We start from the raw sequence: 23,432 nt of genomic DNA, 5'->3' as shown, positions 1-23,432 counted from the left end.
AACCACATATCCCAATTCTCATTCTATATTTAACTGTTATGACTAAACTATAAATTTGAAAGCGTGTTCTATTTTGAATACATCCATATTGCTATCTTCTACGGCTATGAGATGTACGCTCCATGTCAAAAAATATATACACACTTCATTTGGAAAGCTATAATATGAATAATCAGCATGTGTCCCACTCCATCTTTTCGCAGATAACTTCCATGCAGCTATTTAACAGGTGTAGTTCCCAAAAGTTATGCTCTAACTGAGGTGATACCGATGAAACATTTACTTCCAGATTTGATGTCTTTATTACGCACAGATATGAGTACCCTGGATTCAGACCTCTCTTTGACGATCATTCCTTCCTCTACAAAATTGGAAGAGGCTGTCCCCCTGTTCAACACAAGTCCCTATTTGTTGATACAGGATGAGGGACCCACATTGGGATATATTGCTGTAACCGATGTTCTTCAAGCCATTATGTACGCCCATCGCCTTATGGAAGCTTATTTCGAGACAACGCTGGAAACGGCAGGTTCGGCTCTGACACTGATCAATGAAGAAGCCAAGGTAACCTACTGGACATCGGGTGCGGAGCATGTTTTTTCCATTAACAAAAAAGATATCATCGGAAAACCGGCAGCAGACTTCTTTCCGCCAGATCGCCTCCAATCGCTCAAAACGCTATATACCGGCGAAACGGTATACCGAAAGCAGCACCAACCAAGACCCGATCTTTTTGCTCTGATCAATGCACGTCCGGTGCACCTGGATGGACGCATTGTAGGCGCGGTTGCCGCTGAAGTGGACATAACAACCGAAATCCGCTTGCATCAGGAGTTATTACATATGACATCCAAAGTCCAGCATCTGGAGAAGGCCGTTGCCCGTCTGCGTCCGGATTCTGACCCTTTTGCCAGAATCAAGGGCAGTAGCCTGGTGATGAAACAATGTCTGGACACCATTCGCAAAATCAGTACCACTTCAGCTACCGTGCTCATTCTTGGCGAGAGCGGAACAGGCAAAGAGCTATTTGCCAAAGCCATTCACGACCTTCGTGAACCGCAGACAGCACCGTTTATCGCCATTAATTGCGGGGCCATTCCTGCTTCATTATTTGAGAGTGAGTTATTTGGTTATGAGAAGGGCGCATTCTCAGGAGCTGATCCCAAGGGGAAAAAGGGAAAAATCGAACTTGCCGAAGGCGGCACACTCTTTTTGGACGAAATAGGTGAAATGCCGCTGGAGCTTCAGGTGAAGCTGCTTCGTGTATTGCAGGAGAAGAGTTACTTCCCTGTTGGCGGAACACGCATGAAACACGCAAGTTGCCGGATTATCGCAGCCACCAATCAGAATCTGCTAAGCATGATCTCCCAAAATCAGTTCCGGGAGGATCTCTACTATCGACTGAATGTCATTAATCTGGTTATTCCTCCCCTGCGGATGCGCAAGGAAGATATTTACGAGTTGACTCAGACGTTCCTGCAAGAGTTTTCCTTGCTGTACAACCGTCATATTGAATTGATTCCGCCCGAGGTATTCAAGCTGTTATTCAACTATGGCTGGCCAGGCAACGTGCGGGAATTAAGAAATGTGATTGAGCGAATCACCATTCTCACCACGGACGGTGAGGTCAAGCCTGAATATCTGCCGGATACCTTCATCTCAGACAACGGGCATGTACCAACCGTATTGGACGAGACGGTACAGCTCCATTCCCCGTATGAGTTGAAATCAGGATCGGCCGCAAACGCTAAAGGATTGGAAGAGCCCGTTACTCTCCGTGACGGAGACCCCCAGATCAAATCTGCCGAGATATCCCCCGGGTCCTATCAGGAACAGCTTGATTCCTATGAGTCAGAACTCCTGCTGCAATATCTGAAAGCCGCCGGAGGCAACAAAAGAACGCTCGCCCGGCAGCTTGGCATCTCCAGAGCAACGCTCTATAACCGCATGAAGAGGCTCGGTCTATGACCAGCCTCTTCTTCTCGTTATAATGAATGATACAGAGAATGGTTAAGCGGAATAACTGGCTCGTGTACTTTGATCATTTCACTGGAAAATTTATGAAATGATGAGGTGAAATCAATGAATAATAAATTTGCATTTCTTTTTATTGTCATGCTCCTCTTGAGTGGCTGTTCAAATCATTCTGCAAATAATCCACCTAAAGGAGACGACCCAACATCCTGGATTAATTTTGAAGGCAAGAAGTATGAATTTTACAAAACAGATGTTCCTGTTGATGATTCTCTCATTTCAACAAATGAAAAAACTGATGCGGACGATGGAGTAGAAAGCAACTTAGAAATATTTAAAGCGGAAAGTGAAAATGGTGTAAGGTTGTTTATTCAAGACCCAATTAATAAGGAATGGGTTGAATTTAGGATAAAGTAAGTAATAAACATTTTTTCACTTGGGTGTCTTCGTATAATGCGTCAAAACAATTTTGGGTTCTACCTCTATATTAAATGCCTCTTTGGCGAATTTCTGGACTCTAGTCTTAATCATGAACTCTTTAGCTGTTTGTCCTTCTATTCCACTACCCAATCAGCTTCAAGAACCCTGGATCTCATAGTCATCTGATCGAGATTGATTCCATCAAAAAAACACGCAGGACTGGCTCTATTGGCCGGTTACTGTGTGTTTTTTGGTTATTCCAATGATGCTTATTTTCATGGGTCCGTATTATTCTTTCTGACAGGTTACAGAACTCGCGCCAACCGGTTCAAAGCCGTTCGCAGATGTCGATAGAACGTAGCCCGACTCATCGAGCAAGCCTGTGCTGCGGCAGTTGGATTGCCAGCATGTGTCCAATAGGCTGCATATAACAGCATCTGATCCTGCTGAGAAATACCGTGAACCCGCCCCTCCAGCAAGTCCAGCACATGCATCTGTAATTGAAGTCCATCCGCCATATTACTTACTCGTGCTGCATACTCATGTAATTCTCCGGGAGAGTGCAGATGAGTCAACAATTTGCGCACATCACGCTCGGACCAAGGTAACCGATCCACACCCGATGCCCTCTGCGGTACCCCACTGGCTTTTGCATCCGGATCCAGCAAGGACATCACCCAGTCACCGAATTGTCCACTGCGCAAATCCAGATCCAGTACATCCGCCTGATCTGCATACACGTCACACAAGCGAGTTCGTGTTCTTCTGATCCGGAACCCAATGCTCTGCAAAAATAGCTTGAGATGCGGATTGGTTGCGACCAATATAACTCTTGCCCCTTCTCCCAAGAGCGACAAGCGATCCAGCGACATATAACCTACCAGTTCTTCACGTTTGTAGCCTGGCACATCATCCCTTGCCGCCGCCAATACTGCAAAATGAGTATCCGTCTGGTCTGGATCGCAGTTCAGCTCCTCCGGTGTGAAACACTCCTGCATTTCGGTCGGAAAATAGTTGGAAAGCATCCCACTGCTCTCCCGGTGCACAAGCACTGTAATGAACATCGCAATCGGCTCGCCATCCTTGTCACGCATCAATACGATCCCCTCAGGATACCGATGTGCAAGTTCATCCAAAAAGGCGGGATAAGAAGGCGCCTGCCAAGGCTCAACGCTATACTCACACCATTGTTGGAGCAATTTCTGCAATGATGGCAAGTCCTCCGCTCTCATCACTTCCAATGGAGAGAACAGTGAATCTGCCGACACGTCAGCATATTTCCGGTGCTGGAGCATGGATTCCTGACACAAAAGGAGCATTTTCCTGGTTATCTGACGTCGCTCATGCGGATCTGCTTGTTCATGGAGCGGCTTGAGCACCCCCGCAATTCGCAACCGCATGGCTTGCAATCGCTGTGGTTCACGTTGCCGAAAATCCCGGAGCAGATGCAATCTGGCCATGTCATGCAGCGCCAGCCCATTGGGTCCGGAACGAATGAACGACATGCGTCTCAGGACGTTGTATTCTTCAAGCGTCACCTCGGTCTGCAGCACGGATGCCAACAATTCCTGATTGGCTGTTTCCAGCAACGTTAATACCTCTACCATCGGATGCAGACGGGGAAGCGTCAATTCAAGCAGAAGCCTGGCGCTAATCATCTGTGATAATTCGGTCCACTCGGAAAGAGGAATATGCCTGCGCTGGTCTGCAGCTTCAACGGCAAGCGCCAGTCCCAGCGGGTGTCCATCCGTCATACGTGCAATCGTCCCTGCCATGCCCTTGTTCAGTGATCCTGCTACCGCAATATATTCGGACACTTCTTCAACCGTAAAATGTGGAAGAGGCATCTTTACAAGGCGCTGCCGCAACCTTGGATGTGTTCGCCACGCTGAAGCGAGCTCCGGTCTTGAAGCCAGAATGATGAGTACACCGCATAACGGAAGCTTGGATACGAACACTTCCATGAACCAACTTTCCAGAAGTGCCAGTTCCTCATAGTTATCCACAGCAAGGACCAGCCGTCTCTGTCCCGAAGTCTGACTCAGAAGACTCAAGGACCGAGTCCTACTATCAGTACCCATAGTCTCCAGGCCCAATGTAGAGGACAAATACTCCAGAAAGACCGACGGTGTCGAGCCGCATGATCTGCCATCCATCCATATGGCGGTCGCCCCCTGGTTTCGGGCAACGGACAACATCTCGGACAACAAGGAGGATTTACCAATCCCACCCATACCCGTAACTGAAAAAATGGTTAAAGGAGCTTCCGGATTGCTGAACCATCGGTCCAGCTCCATTAGTTCCTTGACTCGACCTATGAATCGTTTTCCATGACCATAATATCTATCGTATTGAACTTCACTACTGTTTCCCATCAGCGTCCTCCGTACTAGATACTGGTACGTTCCACAACCTTTATTTTCTCCACAAAAATGAGACTATATTGAGACGCACAGTTGCATATGAAGTGATAAAATCTAGTTAAAATCCAAATTATAGAAAATGCACAAAACAGCGGTGTACTAACCTTTAACCGGTTTACACACACCTTTCACACGCCACTGTTGAACGCAATCGATTATTCCGCCGATCGGGCACACCCATCCATTGGGCATTTTGCGTGATGCAAATTGCTGAAGTCCATGAGCATCTATCCATTTCGAACTTCATGCTTCCCTTTCATAACCAATACAGCCCCGATATTCCAGGAAAGGCGGATATGTGTGATAAAAAATCTCGATATTTATAATCTGAGCGGACAACTAGGAATCAACCGAGAGCGGCTTGATGAATGGTTACAAAGCGGAGTATTATCCAAAACAATGGAAACGGAAAATCTTCCGGAACGAGGCTCTTCACCATATCGTTTGGTCACTCCCACCTCATTGTCGCTTGCTCCCTCTTCCGGTCAACCCAAGCTGTATCACGGGCGCCGCCCGGATCTTGGCAAAACCATATTACCGACCGCTTTACGTCACGCTCGTCGCATCAGTAAAAATTGCTAGACTGTGCAGATCATACAATGATGCACAGTCTGGATTGTCTTTCCAACCTGGTCCATCAAGATGAAAAATCCTGTTCATCCTCGATCATGGCATGAGCAAGAAGTGCCATCTCCAGACAGATTCTTCTCTCCTGATCCATAAAATCAGGTCCCATTAATTCTGCCAACTTTTCCAATCTATTGTACAAGGTTTGCCGATGTATGAACAATTGCGCAGCAGCATCCCGCTTGGAGCCGAAGTTTTGCAAAAAGACATCCAATGTCTCCACCAACCTTAGATGATGGGTCCGATCATGCTCAATCAAAACGCCCAAATGGTCATTGACAAAGGGCTGAAGAAACGATTGGGGCAATGCTTTTAACATTTGATATATACCCATACGTTCGTAAAAATGAATATGTTCCAGCCGATCTACGGAGCGTGAAACTTCAATCACCTGATAAGCTTCCCGGAGACTATCAGGCATGCCTGTCAAGCGGTTGCGAATTTTGCCAAATCCGGCATGAATCACAACCTGCTTCAGGTTGCGATTCGCAAATCTCTTTACATCACCAAGAATGCCTTCTAACAATTTGACCAGTTGATTTCGCGTGGATGTCTTGCTCTCTTCCTTGGCACAGCATACATATACCTGATTGTTTTTCAGCATGATGAGACTGGACAGATTATTCTTTTTGAGCAAGGAACGCAGCAGAACCAGAATATCCTGATGGTTGGATTCCATTCGCTCACGGCCAATTCCCTTCAGACGGTGCTCCATCTCAATAACCCCGCCTGCAAACCAGTACTGTCCCTTGACCAGCAAACGGAGTCCCATTCGGGTCTGAGCCTGCTCCTCATGAAGAATGTTGCCGTTCATCAGATCCTGAATCAGCTCATTCTGGTTGCGCACCATCTTCTCCTCCAGAAACTGGGAACGCAGAGTCAGTGCAGCTGCTGCCTTCGCTGTATAATCGAGTAACAATTTGAGATACTCGACGGGCGCTGTAGGATGCACAATCATGCCGACAGCGGAAAAAACCTGACCAAAACATACGACCGGGTGACACAGCAACACCTGTTCCTCGTCCAGATGGAACCACAACTCGGTGTCCGAATCATTGAGATCCAGATGCTCCACCTCCTGTTCATACCATGTGTAGATCGCTTGCTGTGTCTCCGAAGTCAGCTCTGGCACGAAACTGCCCGGTTCCATGGACGAGATATACACAACCGGCTTGGCCGCGTATTCATGCAAAAGGTGAAGCAGAGCCGATATGTCTGTACTCTGTAATGTTCGCTGCTGAAGCTGACGCGAATAGGTTTCCAGGCTCTTCAGCAGCTGGTGTTGATGATTAATCAGCAAAGCGTGAATATCTTGCGTAATCTCAACGAAACGGACCGGCTGCTCAAACACGATAAGCGGAAATTGATGCCTGTCAGCCAGTTCAATCAATTCTTCAGGAATGCCATGAATGCTCGTGCCAAACTCCACGCATAACCCCGCCGCTTCGCTCCGAATTAACTGGAGCAGATATTCTTCACGCCCTTCCTCCGATTGAAGCCATAGTCCTGTGGATAAAATAAGATCATGGGGACTTACAAATGGAGAAACATTGGTAATCTCCAACACATGGACCCAGCCAACCTGACGGGATGTCCCCTCTTTCCCAGCAGCAAGACGCGCTTTGGCAAAGACGGGGCGAGCCAAGATATCCTTTATCGTAAAAACACGGTCATTTCTCAATATCGATCCCTCGTAGTGTCATTTTTTCTTACATTATAAGCCATGGACAAATGTCCTGAATAGTCTTTTCTCGACATTTTGTTGATTCAAATTCATAAAAGATAGACATGAAGTAAGGTGCAAAACCATTATCCAAGTCATAAACTTGTAGTATAAGCTAACAACCATTAAATGGACGAGGTGCATGGCGATGAGAATCGGAATTCCGAAAGAAATCAAAAACAATGAAAATCGTGTAGCAATGACCCCGGCCGGAGCTGCTGATTTTGTCAGAGCCGGTCATCAGGTGATGATTGAACAAGGCGCCGGGCTCGGCAGTGGATTCACAGACAGGGAATATCAGTCAGCCGGCGCAGAGCTTCGGGATACCGCTTCATCGGTTTGGGCAGACGCAGAACTGATTATCAAGGTCAAAGAACCTCTTGCCAGCGAATACGCCTATTTTCGTCCCGGCTTGATTCTCTTCACTTACCTGCACCTCGCAGCGGAGCCTGCATTGGCGAAGGCACTGATTGAAAGCCGGGTAACCGCTATTGCGTATGAGACACTGGAGGTCAACGGCACGCTGCCTCTGCTCACCCCGATGAGTGAAGTAGCCGGACGCATGTCGGCTCAGATTGGAGCGCAGCTGCTGGAGAAAACGGAAGGTGGCAAAGGCATTCTGTTATCCGGAGTACCCGGCGTAAGCCGTGGCAAGGTTGTGGTTATTGGTGGTGGCACGGTGGGCACAAATGCCGCCAAAATTGCGATTGGTCTGGGTGCGGATGTGACCATCCTCGATTTGAATCTGAATCGTCTGCGCCAGCTGGATGATATTTTTGGTAATCAGATTCATACCCTGGTATCAAGTCCATCCAATATTGCGGCGGCTGTTGCGGCGGCCGACCTGCTGATCTGTGCGGTGCTGATTCCGGGCGCCAAGGCGCCAACCTTGGTCAGCGAGCAGATGGTCACCACCATGGCACCCGGTTCGGTCATTGTGGATGTGGCGATTGATCAGGGCGGAATTGTGGAGACCATTGATCATATCACGACCCACGATGAACCAACCTACGTGAAGCATGGTGTTGTGCATTACGCGGTAGCGAACATGCCAGGCGCCGTGCCGCGCACGTCTACGGTGGCGCTGACCAACGCCACGATGCCTTATGCGCTGCAGCTGGCGAACCACGGTGCAGCGGCCGCGATTCGCGGCAGTGCGTCCATTCGCAGCGCGGTGAACGTGCTGAATGGACATATCACCTATGAGGCGGTTGCCCGGGATCTCGGGCATGCCTATGTTCCCGCAGGACAGGCGCTGGAGAATACCGCCTCGGTCCAATGATCTTTGGATGACCGTTCCACTCGGCGCCTTGTTGCCCGGCCTGTGGAACGTATAGAAGCGCCAGTCCGGGCAGATCCTGTCCAGGCTGGCGCTTCTTGTTTTATTTACACATATGAAATCGCCCTTAAAGACTTATTTGTTCAGTTACTTCAGCTCCCTACACAGCACGCTCACTGCACACCTCGCGGAAATTACAGTCCCGGCAAGCACGGCGCGAAGGCATTGGCGTGAAATAGGAGACGTCCTTGGGACGATTGTAATACTCATCATCCACACAGGAGCGCATCTCAACAATATACCGCCCCACGTTCTCCTCCACCTTCAGGATATCCTCTTCCGTTGCAGTAAACTCTCGGTGTGTTCCGGTTAACAGATACTCCACCCGCAGCTCAATCTGCTCCAGCGGAACCCGATAATGCTCCCTCACATAGGATGCGTACAGCATCAACTGATCCGAGAAATCATCCTCCTTGCCTGTCTTCCAGTCCACTATAACGATATTGCCGTTGCTGCGACGATATAACAAGTCCATCTTCACATACACGCGCGTATCGTGCAGCATCATGGTATCCCATTTCTCAATCTCCAAAATATCCGTACTCGCGCGGGACAGTTCCTCCCACGTGAGCGTCTGATACAGGTTACCGACACAGGCCGAAGCTCGCTCTTTGATCGTCGCTATTCGGTCATTCAACGTGTCATCCCCGTAATACATCTCAGACAACATCACCCGGTTCTTGGGGTCCAGCCGCCACTGATCCTGGTCCATGGACTCCACATACGCCTGATTGAGCAGCTTGCGCATCGTCTGTTCCAGAAAGTGCTCACGCGGTTTATCTTTACCTTCTTCCCTGCTGCGAACCGCAGATTCACACATCCGGTGGGCGAGGTCACCGAATACAAGGTATAGATTACTGAGCTGTTTCAACCGATACAGACGTATCTGCATCTCATCAGCCGACTCTGCCTTCCAGCCGTTATGGGCTCCATAATAATGATAATAATATTTGCGCAGGCACTCATCGAACATACTCGCCCGCGACTGCGAATAAGACCACTGCGGGTATTGTGCCATAAGATATTCTGCCTTTCTGTATGCCGGATCTGCATGAGATCCCTTAATGCTCACAGTATATAGGAAAGGACAAAAACGCTGCAAGCACCCTTCCGTTATTTTCTTCTGACCGCAACCGTTTCCGATTCAATCCGTAACGTTTATATAGTAACATCACCAAAAGATGAAATTACACATCAGAACGCATAATATACTAAATAGAGTACAGGATTTTGCTTTGATATAAGATGAACCTTACCACTTACACTAAAACGGAGAGGCAGGTAAAAGTTGGTCCCGGCGCTAAAGAATCCAGTACACCTTATTACATTGATAACGCAGCGTTGCGAGATCTAACGAACTCCAGCCACGCTTATCAGCTATATTCCGATTGTACAACGTGCAAAACGGGCCAATAAAGCGGTACCGACTCGTTAAATTTTGAAATCTGTAGGTCTCCGTTCAATAAGACCTACTCGGTTCGTTAGAACGTCAACTACAAGGAATATTCTGCACACGGAGCAGCCAAGTGTAAACTTCATAAGTTCATCTTATATTAAAAAATATGGTACAGGCATATCCTAAAAGGAGGCACCACCCATGAATCGACCGGATTGGTTCCAGGCGGAAGAAGCATTACAACAAATCCAAGTCATCGGAAGCGACCGGAATGAGCTCGTGAACATCATTGGCCATGTAGAAGGACTGAACTGCATTGGCACAGGAACGGATGCGGCAGTATTTACGTATGACGGCTTGCCGCAGTACGCCTTCAAGATGTACTCAGATCATGCCCTGGACAAATTGGAAAATGAAAAGCAGGTATATGAGCAGCTTAAGGGCTTGCCCTATTTCCCCACCTATTACGGCAGCGGCCGGAATATTCTTGTGATCAGTTTTGAACCCGGGGATACCTTGCTGGAATGTCTGGAAAAAGGAATCCCGGTCCCCGAGCAGGTGATGCTCGATGTGGACGAAGCTCGCGAAGCTGTACGCAGCCGTGGCCTGAATCCACGGGACATTCACCTGAAAAATGTACTTCTCCAGAACGGACGCGGTAAAGTCATCGACGTATCCGAGTACATTCAGGACGGCAATGACAATCGCTGGGAGCATCTCGTCTGGGCCTATCACAATATCTATCCACGGATCAAAGGTACGCCCATATCTCCACGCATGCTGCAAACGATCAAATGGGGATACAATCAGCTTGATCAGGCCAATGTCAAAATGGACGACCTCTCCAAAAAAGCCAACCGATTATTCTCGAAATTTATGAAATAAAACCTTTGCATAAACAGATCATGTTCATGTTCTGATCTCCATAAAATAATCCGGATCAACGCCAGGGATTGGCGAGTATCCGGATTTTTGTTTGTACAGAGATAACGCTGAGTCTGCTATTTCAGTCGCCCTTGGGAAGGGGTCATGCCCTTATATTGTTTATACAGCTTCGTAAAATAATTGGCATTCTCGCAGCCAACCCGAGCGGCGATCTCGGTAATGGTCAGGCTGCTCTCCTGCAGCAGCTGTTCCGCTTTCGTCATTCGGCACCCGTTCACATATTCCACGAAGGTACGTCCGGTCAGTTTTTTGAACATTTTGCAAAAATGATACGTATTCAGCCCCACCTGGCCAGCAGCCTCGGTAACCGACATTTTCCCTGTCGGCTCCGCTTCAATCTGCTCAATCAAATGCTTGAATCGTTCCCGATTGGGAAAATACGATCCAGTCGTTTTGTCAGGAAGCTGGTGTGGCATAAATGTTCGGGCAAGCAGCGTGAACAAGGCATGCAGCTTGGATTTTACAACGAGTTGGTAGGCTGGTGGCTGTAATGCCATCTCTTCCACGGCTTCGTTCAACAGGGAATAATAGCCTTGGCAAATGATATCCTGCTCCACCGGTTTCACCGGAAACCTGACCCTTCCCTCCAAGTAGGGTGCCACATATTTCAAATGAACGGGATCATGCGTAAAATCATGAAATAAGGCAGGATTGACCACGATTGAGTCATAATCTACATCTCCATCTTCCAGTGCATATCCCACGTGTAATGCGCCTCCAGGTATAATAATGACCTCACCTGCGTGAGCCACATAAGGCCTGCTATCGATATGAAATTGTGCACTGCCCCGTCGCATGACAATCAGTTCAAAGTGTTCATGCCAGTGCAAGTATAAAATGCATTCTTCCGCCTTCATTTCTCGACAGCGGTTTTGGAACAACTGAAAAGGGTACGATTTATGGTCAATACGGGTATTTTCGTGAAGCGCTTTCAGGTCCAGCACGACGTCTAACCCCCTCCTCACAAGATCCGACTAATATTGCACAAGATTGTATAGAGCCATCCTGTAGATGCCCGGCTATAATGAGTGTGTCACGAAGTACTATAAGCCAATATTGGAGTGAAATACAACCATGAATAATCCGTTACGCATAGGCACCCTCGTAGGTGGGCACGACGCAGTCCGCGTCATCCCACAGATCATGAAACATGGCTTTGAATCATTCAATCTGACCTTCTGGCAAACGACTGGTGATTTGGACCTGGCCGAAACAGCCAAACGTGTTCGTGAAATCGTGGACGAACAAGGTATTATCATCTCTGCAGTAAGTGTATTTGGTAATCCGCTCACCGGAACCGGGGATAATGCTGATACACTCGCCAGCTGGGAACGGGCTATTGACCACGCCCAGCTCTTCGGAGCAGATATCGTCTCCGGGTTCACCGGACGACTTACCGATCAACCGATTGACCAATCGATTCCAAGGTTCAAGGAAGTGTTTGGAGAACTGGCACGCCGGGCAGCAGACCGGGGTGTACGCATTGCTTTTGAGAATTGTGATATGGGTGGTACATGGCAGACGGGTGATTGGAATATCGCGCATAATCCGACGGCCTGGGAGATGATGTTCGATGCGGTTCCCGATGAAAATATTGGACTGGAATGGGAGCCATGTCATCAAATGTCCAGCCTGATCGACCCGATTCCGCAGCTGCGCAGGTGGGCGCCTAAAGTGTTCCATGTGCATGGCAAAGATGCCACCATTGCCTGGGATATCGTCAAGGAATATGGCGTTCATGGCCCACGTGAATTTGTCTGGCACCGTACGCCCGGCTTCGGGGATACCAACTGGTCCGACATCATTACGATTCTGCGCCAAAACGGATATCAGGGAACGATCGACATTGAAGGCTGGCATGATCCTGTCTACAAAGATGAACTCGAAATGACCGGACAGGTGCACGCGCTGCGATATTTGAAACAATGCCGTGGTGGAGATTTCGTTCCTAATCCGGTATAGAAACAGGATAACACTGAGGTACATGATATCTATTGCACGAGCATAGAAAATCAGAAGCATAAGGAGCTGATAAGATGAGTCATCCTTACCGGGTGGTTGTGGCTGGCTGCGGGGCCATGTCCAACACCTGGGTTGATTACGCCATGCAAAGGCCGGACACGGAAATTGTAGGGCTTGTCGATCTGTATGAACAGACTGCTGTCGCCCTCGCTGCACGGCATGGCCTCTCCTGTCCCACGTTTACGGATATCAGCGAGGCCATTCGCGCAACCGATGCCAATATTGTATTCGATGTCACCATTCCAGCGAGCCATCATGGAATTGCCATGACGGCGTTACAACAGGGTTGCCATGTATTTGGCGAAAAGCCTCTGGCGGAATCGTTCGCTGATTGTGAAGATATTGTTCAGGCTGCACGCCGTACGGGCAATATTCAGGCGGTGATGCAAAATCGTCGTTTCGATCCGCGCATTCGCGCTTATCGGCAGTTGATCTCGGAAGGAACCATTGGTCAAGTCGGTTATGCAGGAGCAGACTTCTTCCTTGGACCCCATTTCGGTGGTTTCCGTGACCTGATGGATAGTCCACTGCTCCTGGATATGGCGATACATACCTTCGACCAGGCACGATATATTCTCGGTGCGAATCCGGTCTCGGTCTACTGCCACGAATTCAATCCTCCAGGTTCGTGGTACAAAGGCAATGCGATGGCGTTGTGCATTTTTGAAATGTCCGACGGCTCCGTGTTTGACTATCGAGGGTCCTGGTGCACAGAAGGTGTGCCTACTTCATGGGAGGCATCCTGGCGCGTAACCGGAGAAAAAGGAACCGCGATCTGGGATGGACATGATGACATTTATGCTGAAGTGGTCTCGGCGCAGCATCTGGATGCGGAAGGCAAACCGTCCTTTTTCCAGCCGTGTGAGCGGATTGAAGGGCAACAGCCTGTGATGGAGAAGACAGGGCACCATGGCTGCCTCGAAGACATGTTCGCAGCCCTGGAATCCGGGCAACTGCCTGAGACCGATTGCAGTGACAACCAGTTTAGCATGGCCATGGTCCTTGCGTCCCTTGAAAGTGCACGCACAGGTCAAAAGGTGTTCATCGCCGATCTGCTTAAGACTGTATAGTGAAGCCGTGAGCCGAATAGCCCTCCTCATAAACCAAAGCCCAAACTGCGAATCTTTAGCAGTTTGGGCTTTTTGTCTGCTTACTCTTCTATTCTAGAAATGATGTCGGCAAAAAAATGTCATGCGAAATATCAAACGCAGTGCAGGGGACGAAATCGATTCTGAAGAAACGAAGTGTTCGCCTTTATCACCGGATTTCGACTTTGAAAAAGGCGATCAGGAAATCCGGGGATAACAGCGATCGAAAGAACGATTCGTAACCGGAACGGCTGCTTTGCAGGCAATGGCTCTTTTCTTTGAAATGTATTACTTATAGAATTCCTTTTTTCATTGCTTTGTACACAAGCTGCGAGAATAGACTGTTCGACCAGGCAAACCATGGCCTTGTGAACGTGTTCGGATCATCCGAATGAAAACCTTCATGCATGTACCCGGTGCCTGCATCCGTGTTCTCCAGCAGCTCAATCATCTCCAGCATTTCCTTATCGTTGTCTGCGGTCAGACCCTGCATGGACAGCGCCATATGCCAGATGTATCCGGGCGGAGTATGGGGGCTGCCAATGCCTTTGGCTATTTGTCCTTCATAATAGAACGGATTTTCCTTGCTCAAAATAAAACGGCGTGTATTCTGGTACACGATGTCCTCGGTGGAAGCATACTCAAAATATGGAATCGACATAAGTCCCGGCGTACCTGCATCATCCATGAGGCAAAAGTTGCCGTAACCATCCGTCTCATAGGCATAAATCGGCCCATACTCCGGGTGACGGTACGTACCGTATAGGGAAATACCATGCCGTATTTCTTCTTCCAAAAGACCCATTGTGCTCACCAGTTGTTCATCCCGGAACACCCACCTCGCAATCTCCCCCATCTGACGCAAAGTCACCGCTGCGAACATATTCGCCGGAATATTATAATGAAAATCACATGCATCATCGCTGGGGCGGAAGCCGGACCAGATCATGCCGGTATAGTTTACCGGCATCCCTAATCCTTCGTTGCGGAGCGTATCGTGGGCTGGACAATTCCGGCGCATGAATTGATATGGCGAGTGCTCCCCATGCCGCTGCTCCGTTTTCCACAGACCTACTATGCTCTCCATCACCCTCTTGAAACGCTCGTCAAATATATCTGTCAATTCCGTCTCACGCCAATACGCATAGGCGAGCCGCATGGAGAAACAGAGTGAATCCAGTTCAAACTTGCGCTCCCACACCCACGGCGACATCTCTGTCTCATCGTTGGCATCCCAATGCCATCCATTAGCCGTTTCGTTGAACGCATTGGCATAGATATCGATATCCGCATAGAACGTATGCCGTTTGATAAGCCCTCCTATGATCCGCTGCAGCTGTTCGTCTTCCTTTGCGAGCGGGACGTAATGCATCACCTGCTCTACTGAATCACGCAGCCACATGGCCGGGATATCTCCTGTAATTACAAAGGTTGTTCCGTCATCCAATAGTTTAGTCGTCGTTTCCAGGGTGTTAGGAAAACAGTTACGAAACTGTGCCAGCAATCTTGGTCTATGTTGCAGCCGTTCCTCGGCCTCGGTGAGAATGTTCTGCACAGCTTGCGGCAATTCCAGATGCGGCATCGGTATTTTCGGTAATCTGAACTGTTCCATGAATATCGTCTCCTTTGAAATGTAGTTTTCCACATGGGTTTGCATAGTTTCAATCAACCATTTGCACTTTATTGTTATTTTCGTTATGATAAATTATAATAACATTATTATTTGTAAGTGTACTTTGCCGGAAGATGATCGTCAATTCATACAGGATAATTCTGTCCTCTCCGTTCTCGTGTAAATGTTTAGTTCAATTTATATAGACTGGAATTGACTCATTGAATTTATCAAATCGTTTACATATGAAGGAGTAATGAAATGTCACGTAAAGTTTCTATCCAGACGCTGGCTGACCAGCTCGGATTATCCAAATACGCCGTATCCCGCGCACTCAGCGGCAAGACAGGTGTCAGTGAAGCGACTCGCGCCCGTGTACTTGAACTAGCCCGTGCCTTGGGATATCGCCAGAGCACTCCAGGCAGCAGCACTGTGTCCACTGGAATCAATGAAGATCAGTCTGAGCCGCCGTTTGCCCTCATCTGCATGAATCAGCTCAACCGGGGGGAACCGCACTACTGGCAGCGCGTACTCTCCGGCATGATCTCTGCCTGTAATGAAAGAGGGTGGCATCATGCCATTGTATCTCCCTCTCTGGGAGTCGCTGATGAACACACGCCGCCAGAACGGGCAATCGCTCCCCATTTGGACTGGGAACGGTGTGCGGGAGTCATCGCCATGGGGGCTTTCCCCCATGCAGTCCTGCAACGACTGGCTCAGACGGGCCGCCCCATTGTGCTCGTAGACCATCAGGAGCCCCTGTTGAACTGTGATACCATCAGCCATGATAACCTGGAAGCAGGTATTACTGTGGCGAGATATTTAATGTCGATGCAGTGTCGCCGCATTGGTCTGATTACGGATGATGGTCGTGCTGCCAGCTTCGCGCAGCGAAAGATTGGCATCGAGCTGGCCTTGAACCATTTTCACGCAGACAGCAGTCGTATGACGACATTCAGAGAATGGAATATTCCTTACGAGAACGGGGAATGGATCGACCAATTGGCCGCAACAATCCAAAACATGCCGAATGACGAACGCCCCGATGCCTGGATTGGCGTCAATGATGATATTGCCCTCCAGTGGATGAATAAGTTGCAGGAAATGGGATTCTCCACACCTGGAGATTGTCTTGTCATCGGTATCGACAATGTGCATGCCGCGGCTGCATCCTCTCCGCCTCTGACCACGGTCAACCTCTGCAAAGAGGAACTGGGTCAGCGCGCTATTGAAGCTTTGCAGCGCAGGATTGAACGGCCGGGCACACCAAAGGAAACGGTGATGTTATCGACTACTTTGATTCCACGGGAATCTGCGTAACTCAAAACATGCACGTAACCTCCTTAGCCTCAGTACAACTTAACTTTATTGAATACCAAAAAGGCCCCACATGTTATTATGTGGGGCCTTTCATCCCTATTTAGTCATACATCCAAGCTTATTCCGTTTCTTGGCATTCACGATTGTTATTTTTGCCAAGGCAGGCTTGCGTACGATGGAAGATCTACTTCCCAATTCACATCACCGTACTCTCGGTTAATTACTGCTGTTCTTTTTAAGGTGAATTTCGTTCCGTCTTCTTTGTAAAAGCCGCGGATGATCAATTTCAGATTTTCTGCAACGTATTCTCCGTTATTGTTAGGCTGGTCTGGAAAACCGATTACTTGAACAGGATACTCTTTTCCTTCCGGATCCACAGCCACCCAGCGATCGCCATCTAAAGAATTTCGGAAAGTCCCTCTTCCCTCCAGGACAAGTGAGTAGTTTTTGTCATAGGACTCCCACAGCGGTTTGTAATTAAAATCAGAAAATAATAGTTCATCTCCAAGCTGTTCAAACTGCAGTACGTAGGTGTAGAATTCAGCATCCTTACGCATCTTTTCTAAATCCACTTCCACGGACTTCTCCTCCCGCACCGGGATGGTATATCCATCCAGGACAAAGCGAATCTTCTTCGCATCTACCGTAACATAAGCAGGGTCCCATGTCTCCGACAACTTCAACGGCCCACCATCCCTCAAGCCACTCTGATCACGGAACCTGAACTTGGCTTGACGTGCATTAGGCCTGCTTCCATTGAAAATCCGATATTCATTCGTTTCAGGAATTTCGATATGATACATCAAGTCCATATCATCCGCCCAATTCTCTCCGACTTTGGCACGAAGTTGATCGTCCAGACTCACATTCATGTCAATACGGGTCCCATTTGGCGTACGTACAAACTGAGTCATATCCAGTTTCAAGCCTTCAGGAGTGGTGTAGGTGTTATTCATGGTATCCTCAACAGCCAGTGATTTGACTCTGGTCATATCGATGTTGAATTTAAAGCTCCAATCGACCGTTGTATTACTTGCTTTAATTTCCCCAGTACGAACATTATAATAATCAGGAATTTTTAAATAACTTAATTCTCCCCGTACAAATATTTGATCTGGAATATCATCATTCAATTGGAATACAAATCTTTGATACATCCCACCGCTAAGCCTCGTATCTACCGCCATTGAAGCAACACGATTCCCCTCTTCATCTGTAACATGAATTCTTCCCGCCTCCGGATAAACAACCGGTATCGTGCTGCCGTCGGGGTTGCTTTGCTCTGTTATAATAATAATTTGTGAACGATCCATTAGGACATCTCTAATCTTGAGCGTGTATCCCTGATCTACTATTTGAATATTCGGGTTAATGACCAGACCAAGTGGTTTCAGACGCTTGTAATCATCCGTAAGATAATGAGATCTTATCTCTTCTGGTACAGGTATATCTGGGAGCCGCTGATTTACGGCATTTACCGTGGGCTGCGTAGATTTTGCTGTGTGATCAAAAGCAAACCAGGCCCCTCCCGCAAGGATCACAACTGCCGCCGCTGCAATTCCCGACCGGCGCATCCAATGGGACTTGGAGGTCTTTTTCGTAAATGGATTCCCGTCTTCTGCGCTCAACATGGACATTCCATCCAGTTTCTGCATCACCTCAAGCGTAAAGTCCGCATCCGGTTCTTCACGGAACAAATGCTGTTCCCACATCCGGTCCTCATCATTTGGAATAGGCTTCATACGTCGATAAACCTCCTTTGCGCTCCATTTGTTTCTTCAACGTTTTCTTCCCCCGGTAAAGTGCATTACGCACTTGGGCGGAACTCATGTCCGTGATGTCTGCAATCTCTTCGTAGCTCAGCTCATTCGTATATTTAAGCAGCAGCACCAGCCGATACGATTCCGGCAGTTGCTCCATCTGGCGATAGATTTCACGCTGCATCTCCTTATGCAGTACATGTTTCTCAGGCGTTTCATCACTGGTTTGTTCCAAAGCTGGATGAACAGCAGTCATCACGGGTTTCTGTTGCCGCATAAAATCCCGCATCCGATTCACAGCGATGGTGTATACCCAGGATGAGAAACTGCTTCCCTGCCGCCTCGACGGAAGATAGCGGTAAATCCGAAGAAATGTATCCTGAGCGAGATCCTGTGCATCTGAATGACTCGCACCCATTCCACGCAAAATGCCGAATACTTTATGTTTATATCGATCCACGAGCACAGCAAATAGCTGTTTGTCCCCCGCAATAATACGCTGAATGAGCTCCTCCTCTGGTATCTGTTGAGTCATGTAATCCCCCTTCTCTACAGCTTCCATGCATGGTTCTGTACTATATAGACGGAAGCACTTCCCGAAACCTCTCACTTTATCCAAAAAAAAGAATTCGCGCCACCGGGTGAAAACCGAATGGGCGAACTCTGCATACCAATATATTGTTATTGTTGCTGCACATTCTCTACAGTTTCGGGGTGAATTTTCTGAATCACTCATTCCGTCGCAGCCGCTTACTCTTATCTCTCAATCTACCCTGTTCTTCTCCGATACAAAATCGGCAAGCTGTGAATAGATCGCTACAATCTCATCCATTGACATGCGCACGAGTCCGCTGGATGACGGAGCAACAAACTCATGAATTTCCTTGACGACCGGGTCGTCCTGAAATCCCCATTCCGCTTTGGCACGCTGACTGTACTGGGTGTATACCCCTTTCCCAACGAAACAGGCAATGTCTGGTCGGTATTCCTCCAGCTTTTGCCTTAAAATCTGCCTTCCCTCTGCATATTCCTCTTTTGTAATATCCTCCATGCCTCTTGTCGGCCGGGCCACAATATTGGTAAATCCATAACCCAGCTTCAGCAACTCTCCATCCTCTTGTGCATCATATAAACGGGGAGTCAATCCGGCCCGCTCAAGAATGCGCCAGAAACGGTTTCCTTTATAAGCATAATGATGACCCGTCTCTCCAGACGTGATACTCGGATTAAAACCGATAAATAAGATCGATAAACCATAATCCAGATGATCTGGAATCATAATGAAAGGCCCCCTTCTCTTTTTTAGTCATTTTACATCTTCCATCTGTGTATAAAATGATATAATGGTTGAGGTATTTTCGAAATCGGACTGAAATTTTCATGAAAAAGGAAGCTGAACTGATGATTGCAGACATCATGCTTGAAGTCGTCCTGCCCGTCTTTCTCTTGATCGCCGTCGGGTCCTGGATGCAAAAGGTGTTCAAGCTGGACTTGTACACCCTCGCCAAAATCAATTTCTATTGTATTACCCCCGCAGCCGTATTTATGAGCATGTACCACTCCGATATGTCGGGTGAGCTGCTCGGAACCGTCACACTCTTTTACGCGATATATGTATTGATCCTCTATATTGTAGGTTCTGTATTTGCGCGCTCACTTCGGATGAATAAAGGCATGAAGGCCGCCTTCAACAACAGTATCATGCTGGACAATGCAGGTAATTATGGGTTGCCCATCAATTCCCTGGTATTCCGTGGTGATCCGCTGGCCTCTTCCATCCAGGCATTAGTCATGTCTTTACAGGCATTACTGACTTTCACCTACGGCGTATTGTCCATTCAAGGTGCGAAGCTCAAAGGCAACTACCGGGCGGTAATCATCGGATTTCTCAAAATGCCCGTTCCTTATGCGCTGTTGCTTGGCATTTTGTTTCACATGTGGAAGGTTCCTTTGCCGACGTTCCTATCCATGCCGCTGACCTATGCGCAGCAAAGTATGGTTGCCGTGGCGCTATTGACGCTGGGAGCACAGATCGTAAAATATCCAATTCGGCTGTACCGCCTTGATGTGTATATTAGCACATTTCTGCGTTTGCTGATTGGCCCGGCCATCGGGATTTCCATTGTGCTGCTGCTCGGTTTGCAAGGTATCGCTGCTCAGGCCCTTATTATCGCATCCGGTATGCCTACCGGAGTCAATGCGTCCATTCTGGCGGAGGAATATGATAACGAGCCCGACTTTGCCGCCCAGACGGTTCTAATCTCGACGTTGCTTAATATTATTACGATTACCGCACTGATTTCTTTTGCGAAGACGTTCTGAAGATTAAAGTGATATAAACTTTTAGAATAGAAAGGCCTACCTTTACACAGTGAAGCTAGGTCTTTTTTCTCTATCCGATTAACACAAGTGCTTGATTTCGTTTTTATATAGGATAAACAATTCATTTATCTCTAAAAAACGTATACGTAATTATTTATTTATGCTAAAATTCAGGAGTTTCATTAGGATACAAATATAAAGCAGAGAGGAAGTCAGCATGAAAAAACTATTAATCATTATGTTTCTCTTATCATCTCTCATTGTAGGCTCTACAGCAGCAAGCGCCAAAAGTTCCACATTTAAGGATGTCACTCAATATAAACACTCTTGGGCCATCGAATCAATTGAATTTATGAGCAAGAAAGGAATTATTAAAGGGTACAAAAATGGAACTTTTAAACCCGACAATAACGTGACCAAGGCAGAATTCATCACCATGTTTTCTCAGTTATTTGATAAGTACATAACAAATGACGATTTACCCACAAGAAAGTTTAAGGATGTACCCTCTAGTCACTGGGCATATGCTTCCACATCCAAAGCACTTTCAGAATATACTTACTCTACATATGCATATAAGAATGGGGTTAACTATTTTTATCCAGATCATAAGCTTACCCGAATTGGCGTAGTGAACCTGCTTCCTGAATTGTATGATGAGATCGACAATGATCAAGAAGTATACGACATCCTGAACACAATGAAAGATATTCCTAAACGCGAGTATAGTGATGACCTACTAGATGATGGGCGATATGATTATACCCTTGATGGAACGAACAAATTGTATCCTTTACTTTTTGATGAACTAGAGCCTGCAGATGACCATTCAAGTATATTAGCAAGAAGATTAGCAGCTCTTCAAAAGGAAGGCATAATGACCACCAATGAAGGGCTCTTTAATCCCAAAAAAGCAATTACAAGAGCTGAAGCTGCAACCATCCTTCACAGGCTATATCTCGATCTAAAAGAAAAAGGTACACTTACAAAATATTCGAGCAAGTAGAGACGCAAAACGCAAAAACACTCTGTATCCAACTACAACAATGGATACAGAGTGTTTTATTTTAATGGTTTTATACTAAGATTCACATGTCGTCCGTTCCGGGAACTTGCCGCCTTCTCTGAACAAACATCGAACCAGTCGCTGAGCAGCCCGATTGAAATAAAAACTTGAGCTCACTCCCTCAACCTGAACAGGCTCCAGTTCTTTCACACTTTCCTTGACCTTATTCATCTCAATGAGTCCCATCTTCCGCTCATTCGGTCCGAATCGATAAATAACCTTTTCATCGTCCTCCGCCTGTTTCACCAGCAGAATAATTGACGCCATACAGGTTACCCCCTATCGTTACGTGGTGAGATTCCAATGATTACTTACTTACTATTCATTATTACCCAGAACAGATTGGAAACATATAGGGCTTAAGTTATTTATATTAATGTTAAAACTCCTAATTTTAATTATCTCGATTATAGTATTTTGACAAAAAATAGACAAAAAGCAGGCTTGGATCTACCAAACCTGCCCTATAACCTTGCATCCAAAGGAATCAGAAGTCCCATGCTCCACCAATCCTGTAATAAACGTGGGTCCACCGGTTCAGACTCATGATGTGCAAATACGCACGACCTCGTACTTTAATGGCAGGTTGGAGGCCACACCTCTTGCAACGCAAAACAGAAGATCCGATCCAATTCTTCATATGGAATAATCTGCTCATTCTCCATCCGGGAGGCCAGTCGTTCAAAATGTTCGATCTTCTCCGCCAAATACGCCTGTATGGCTGGTAGCTGCGGTTCCAGATCCAGTTCCTCGCCTGCCTTTTTCCGCCGCAGCAATTCATGGATTTCCGTATAGAGCGGCGCGCTTTGAGGCACAAGCTCTTGCACAAGCTCTTCGAATCCCATCGGTGGCATCGCATCATAACGTTCGATCCAGCCGCAGGCGAGCAATGGGCGCAGCACATAGAAATACTTTTTGATCTTCACCTGCTCACCCTGCAAATAATCCCGAAAATTCCCCTTCGCCATATTCAGATAATGATACATGCAGGACTTCGGTGAAAAGGTCAAAGGCGATAGGGCACGAATATGCTCTGCCACGCTGTACGGTTCATCATACTGAATTGGGGATTGCAGCCACTCCAGCAGCGGTGGATTTGACTTGCGAAACAGCTTCAAAGCTTTGCGCAAATCCCAACCATTGATATCTAGCTGATCGCTGATCGGACGTTCGATCACATCCCTTTGTTCCTCAATGGACAAGTACCATTCCAGCGGTCTCACATATAGAAAACGCACATCATAATCGCTATCCTGTGAAGGAAATCCCCACGCCCGGCTGCCCGATTCACAGGCATAGATGATTCGCACCTGCTCCTCCTGTTCAATCTGCTTCAGCTGCTGTCTAATCGTTTCTCTCATTTCTTCATGAACATGGGTCATGTCCATTGCCTCC

General features: G+C 47.5%; 20 protein-coding genes. 10 read left to right on the top strand and 10 right to left on the bottom strand.

The features are described from left to right. Window positions 1-270: 270 nt before the first annotated feature. Together ACFTRD_RS01760 and ACFTRD_RS01755 are read left to right on the top strand one after the other, a co-directional pair. Complete coding sequence (locus tag ACFTRD_RS01760; protein ID WP_379377411.1) at window positions 271-1,968, top strand: sigma-54 interaction domain-containing protein; 1,698 nt, start codon at window positions 271-273, stop codon at window positions 1,966-1,968. A 114-nt stretch (window positions 1,969-2,082) separates the two neighbouring features. Further along, complete coding sequence (locus tag ACFTRD_RS01755; protein WP_379377409.1) at window positions 2,083-2,391, top strand: hypothetical protein; 309 nt, start codon at window positions 2,083-2,085, stop codon at window positions 2,389-2,391. 308 nt (window positions 2,392-2,699) lie between these two features. Here the strand turns inward: ACFTRD_RS01755 and ACFTRD_RS01750 are convergent, their stop codons facing one another. Next, entirely contained in the window at window positions 2,700-4,769 is a 2,070-nt protein-coding gene (locus tag ACFTRD_RS01750) for an nSTAND1 domain-containing NTPase (RefSeq protein ID WP_379377407.1), read from the bottom strand. 348 nt (window positions 4,770-5,117) lie between these two features. Here ACFTRD_RS01750 and ACFTRD_RS01745 point away from each other — a divergent pair, with 348 nt between their 5' ends. Next, window positions 5,118-5,399, top strand: coding sequence for a hypothetical protein (locus ACFTRD_RS01745; RefSeq protein WP_379377405.1), 282 nt, complete (start codon window positions 5,118-5,120; stop codon window positions 5,397-5,399). 55 nt (window positions 5,400-5,454) lie between these two features. Here the strand turns inward: ACFTRD_RS01745 and ACFTRD_RS01740 are convergent, their stop codons facing one another. Beyond that, window positions 5,455-7,125: a PucR family transcriptional regulator gene (locus tag ACFTRD_RS01740; RefSeq protein WP_379377403.1), complete on the bottom strand. Its 1,671-nt coding sequence runs from the start codon at window positions 7,123-7,125 to the stop codon at window positions 5,455-5,457. A gap of 190 nt (window positions 7,126-7,315) precedes the next feature. Here ACFTRD_RS01740 and ald point away from each other — a divergent pair, with 190 nt between their 5' ends. Then, complete coding sequence (ald, locus tag ACFTRD_RS01735; protein WP_379377401.1) at window positions 7,316-8,449, top strand: alanine dehydrogenase; 1,134 nt, start codon at window positions 7,316-7,318, stop codon at window positions 8,447-8,449. Between the two features lie 157 nt (window positions 8,450-8,606). Here ald and ACFTRD_RS01730 read toward each other — a convergent pair whose 3' ends face one another. Further along, a complete protein-coding gene (locus tag ACFTRD_RS01730; protein WP_379377399.1) occupies window positions 8,607-9,524 on the bottom strand; it encodes a PD-(D/E)XK nuclease family protein in 918 nt (305 codons plus the stop codon). A 579-nt stretch (window positions 9,525-10,103) separates the two neighbouring features. Here ACFTRD_RS01730 and ACFTRD_RS01725 point away from each other — a divergent pair. Further along, window positions 10,104-10,787, top strand: a complete 684-nt coding sequence (locus ACFTRD_RS01725; protein WP_192264402.1) for a serine/threonine protein kinase — start codon at window positions 10,104-10,106, stop codon at window positions 10,785-10,787. A gap of 116 nt (window positions 10,788-10,903) precedes the next feature. Here the strand turns inward: ACFTRD_RS01725 and ACFTRD_RS01720 are convergent, their stop codons facing one another. Next, the gene (locus ACFTRD_RS01720) at window positions 10,904-11,791 is read right to left on the bottom strand and encodes a helix-turn-helix transcriptional regulator (protein WP_192264398.1); all 888 of its coding nucleotides are present in this window, start codon (window positions 11,789-11,791) and stop codon (window positions 10,904-10,906) included. 130 nt (window positions 11,792-11,921) lie between these two features. On the opposite strand from ACFTRD_RS01720, the gene ACFTRD_RS01715 reads away from it, so the two are divergent. Together ACFTRD_RS01715 and ACFTRD_RS01710 are read left to right on the top strand one after the other, a co-directional pair. Beyond that, window positions 11,922-12,809: a sugar phosphate isomerase/epimerase family protein gene (locus ACFTRD_RS01715; RefSeq protein WP_379377396.1), complete on the top strand. Its 888-nt coding sequence runs from the start codon at window positions 11,922-11,924 to the stop codon at window positions 12,807-12,809. Window positions 12,810-12,883: 74 nt separating this feature from the next. After that, window positions 12,884-13,939 carry a Gfo/Idh/MocA family protein gene (locus tag ACFTRD_RS01710; RefSeq protein WP_379377394.1) on the top strand — a complete coding sequence of 352 codons (1,056 nt, stop codon included), beginning with the start codon at window positions 12,884-12,886 and terminating at the stop codon, window positions 13,937-13,939. 310 nt (window positions 13,940-14,249) lie between these two features. Here the strand turns inward: ACFTRD_RS01710 and ACFTRD_RS01705 are convergent, their stop codons facing one another. Next, entirely contained in the window at window positions 14,250-15,569 is a 1,320-nt protein-coding gene (locus ACFTRD_RS01705) for a glycoside hydrolase family 125 protein (RefSeq protein ID WP_379377392.1), read from the bottom strand. A 261-nt stretch (window positions 15,570-15,830) separates the two neighbouring features. On the opposite strand from ACFTRD_RS01705, the gene ACFTRD_RS01700 reads away from it, so the two are divergent. After that, complete coding sequence (locus ACFTRD_RS01700) at window positions 15,831-16,889, top strand: LacI family DNA-binding transcriptional regulator (RefSeq protein ID WP_379377390.1); 1,059 nt, start codon at window positions 15,831-15,833, stop codon at window positions 16,887-16,889. Between the two features lie 146 nt (window positions 16,890-17,035). Here the strand turns inward: ACFTRD_RS01700 and ACFTRD_RS01695 are convergent, their stop codons facing one another. The 3 genes from ACFTRD_RS01695 to ACFTRD_RS01685 all read right to left on the bottom strand — a co-directional run bounded on the left by ACFTRD_RS01695 (window position 17,036) and on the right by ACFTRD_RS01685 (window position 19,928). After that, the gene (locus ACFTRD_RS01695; protein WP_379377388.1) at window positions 17,036-18,631 is read right to left on the bottom strand and encodes a hypothetical protein; all 1,596 of its coding nucleotides are present in this window, start codon (window positions 18,629-18,631) and stop codon (window positions 17,036-17,038) included. Then, window positions 18,612-19,184 carry an RNA polymerase sigma factor gene (locus ACFTRD_RS01690; RefSeq protein WP_379377386.1) on the bottom strand — a complete coding sequence of 191 codons (573 nt, stop codon included), beginning with the start codon at window positions 19,182-19,184 and terminating at the stop codon, window positions 18,612-18,614. Before ACFTRD_RS01690 ends, ACFTRD_RS01695 begins: the two co-directional genes overlap by 20 nt. A 228-nt stretch (window positions 19,185-19,412) precedes the next feature. Next, entirely contained in the window at window positions 19,413-19,928 is a 516-nt protein-coding gene (locus ACFTRD_RS01685) for a mismatch-specific DNA-glycosylase (protein WP_379377384.1), read from the bottom strand. Window positions 19,929-20,050: 122 nt separating this feature from the next. On the opposite strand from ACFTRD_RS01685, the gene ACFTRD_RS01680 reads away from it, so the two are divergent. Together ACFTRD_RS01680 and ACFTRD_RS01675 are read left to right on the top strand one after the other, a co-directional pair. Continuing rightward, the gene (locus ACFTRD_RS01680; protein WP_379381113.1) at window positions 20,051-20,971 is read left to right on the top strand and encodes an AEC family transporter; all 921 of its coding nucleotides are present in this window, start codon (window positions 20,051-20,053) and stop codon (window positions 20,969-20,971) included. 217 nt (window positions 20,972-21,188) lie between these two features. Next, window positions 21,189-21,977, top strand: coding sequence for an S-layer homology domain-containing protein (locus ACFTRD_RS01675; RefSeq protein WP_379377382.1), 789 nt, complete (start codon window positions 21,189-21,191; stop codon window positions 21,975-21,977). Window positions 21,978-22,052: 75 nt separating this feature from the next. Here the strand turns inward: ACFTRD_RS01675 and ACFTRD_RS01670 are convergent, their stop codons facing one another. Next, window positions 22,053-22,304 (bottom strand): RNA-binding protein, encoded by a 252-nt coding sequence (locus ACFTRD_RS01670; protein ID WP_192264376.1) that lies wholly within the window; start codon window positions 22,302-22,304, stop codon window positions 22,053-22,055. A gap of 308 nt (window positions 22,305-22,612) precedes the next feature. Next, window positions 22,613-23,419, bottom strand: a complete 807-nt coding sequence (locus tag ACFTRD_RS01665) for a nucleotidyltransferase domain-containing protein (protein WP_379377379.1) — start codon at window positions 23,417-23,419, stop codon at window positions 22,613-22,615. Window positions 23,420-23,432: the final 13 nt, after the last annotated feature.

Source organism: Paenibacillus sp. NPDC056933, assembly GCF_042674385.1.
Lineage (GTDB): Bacteria > Bacillota > Bacilli > Paenibacillales > Paenibacillaceae > Paenibacillus.
Note: the sequence above shows the minus strand (reverse complement) of the source record. Positions and strands in the feature narration are given on the sequence as shown.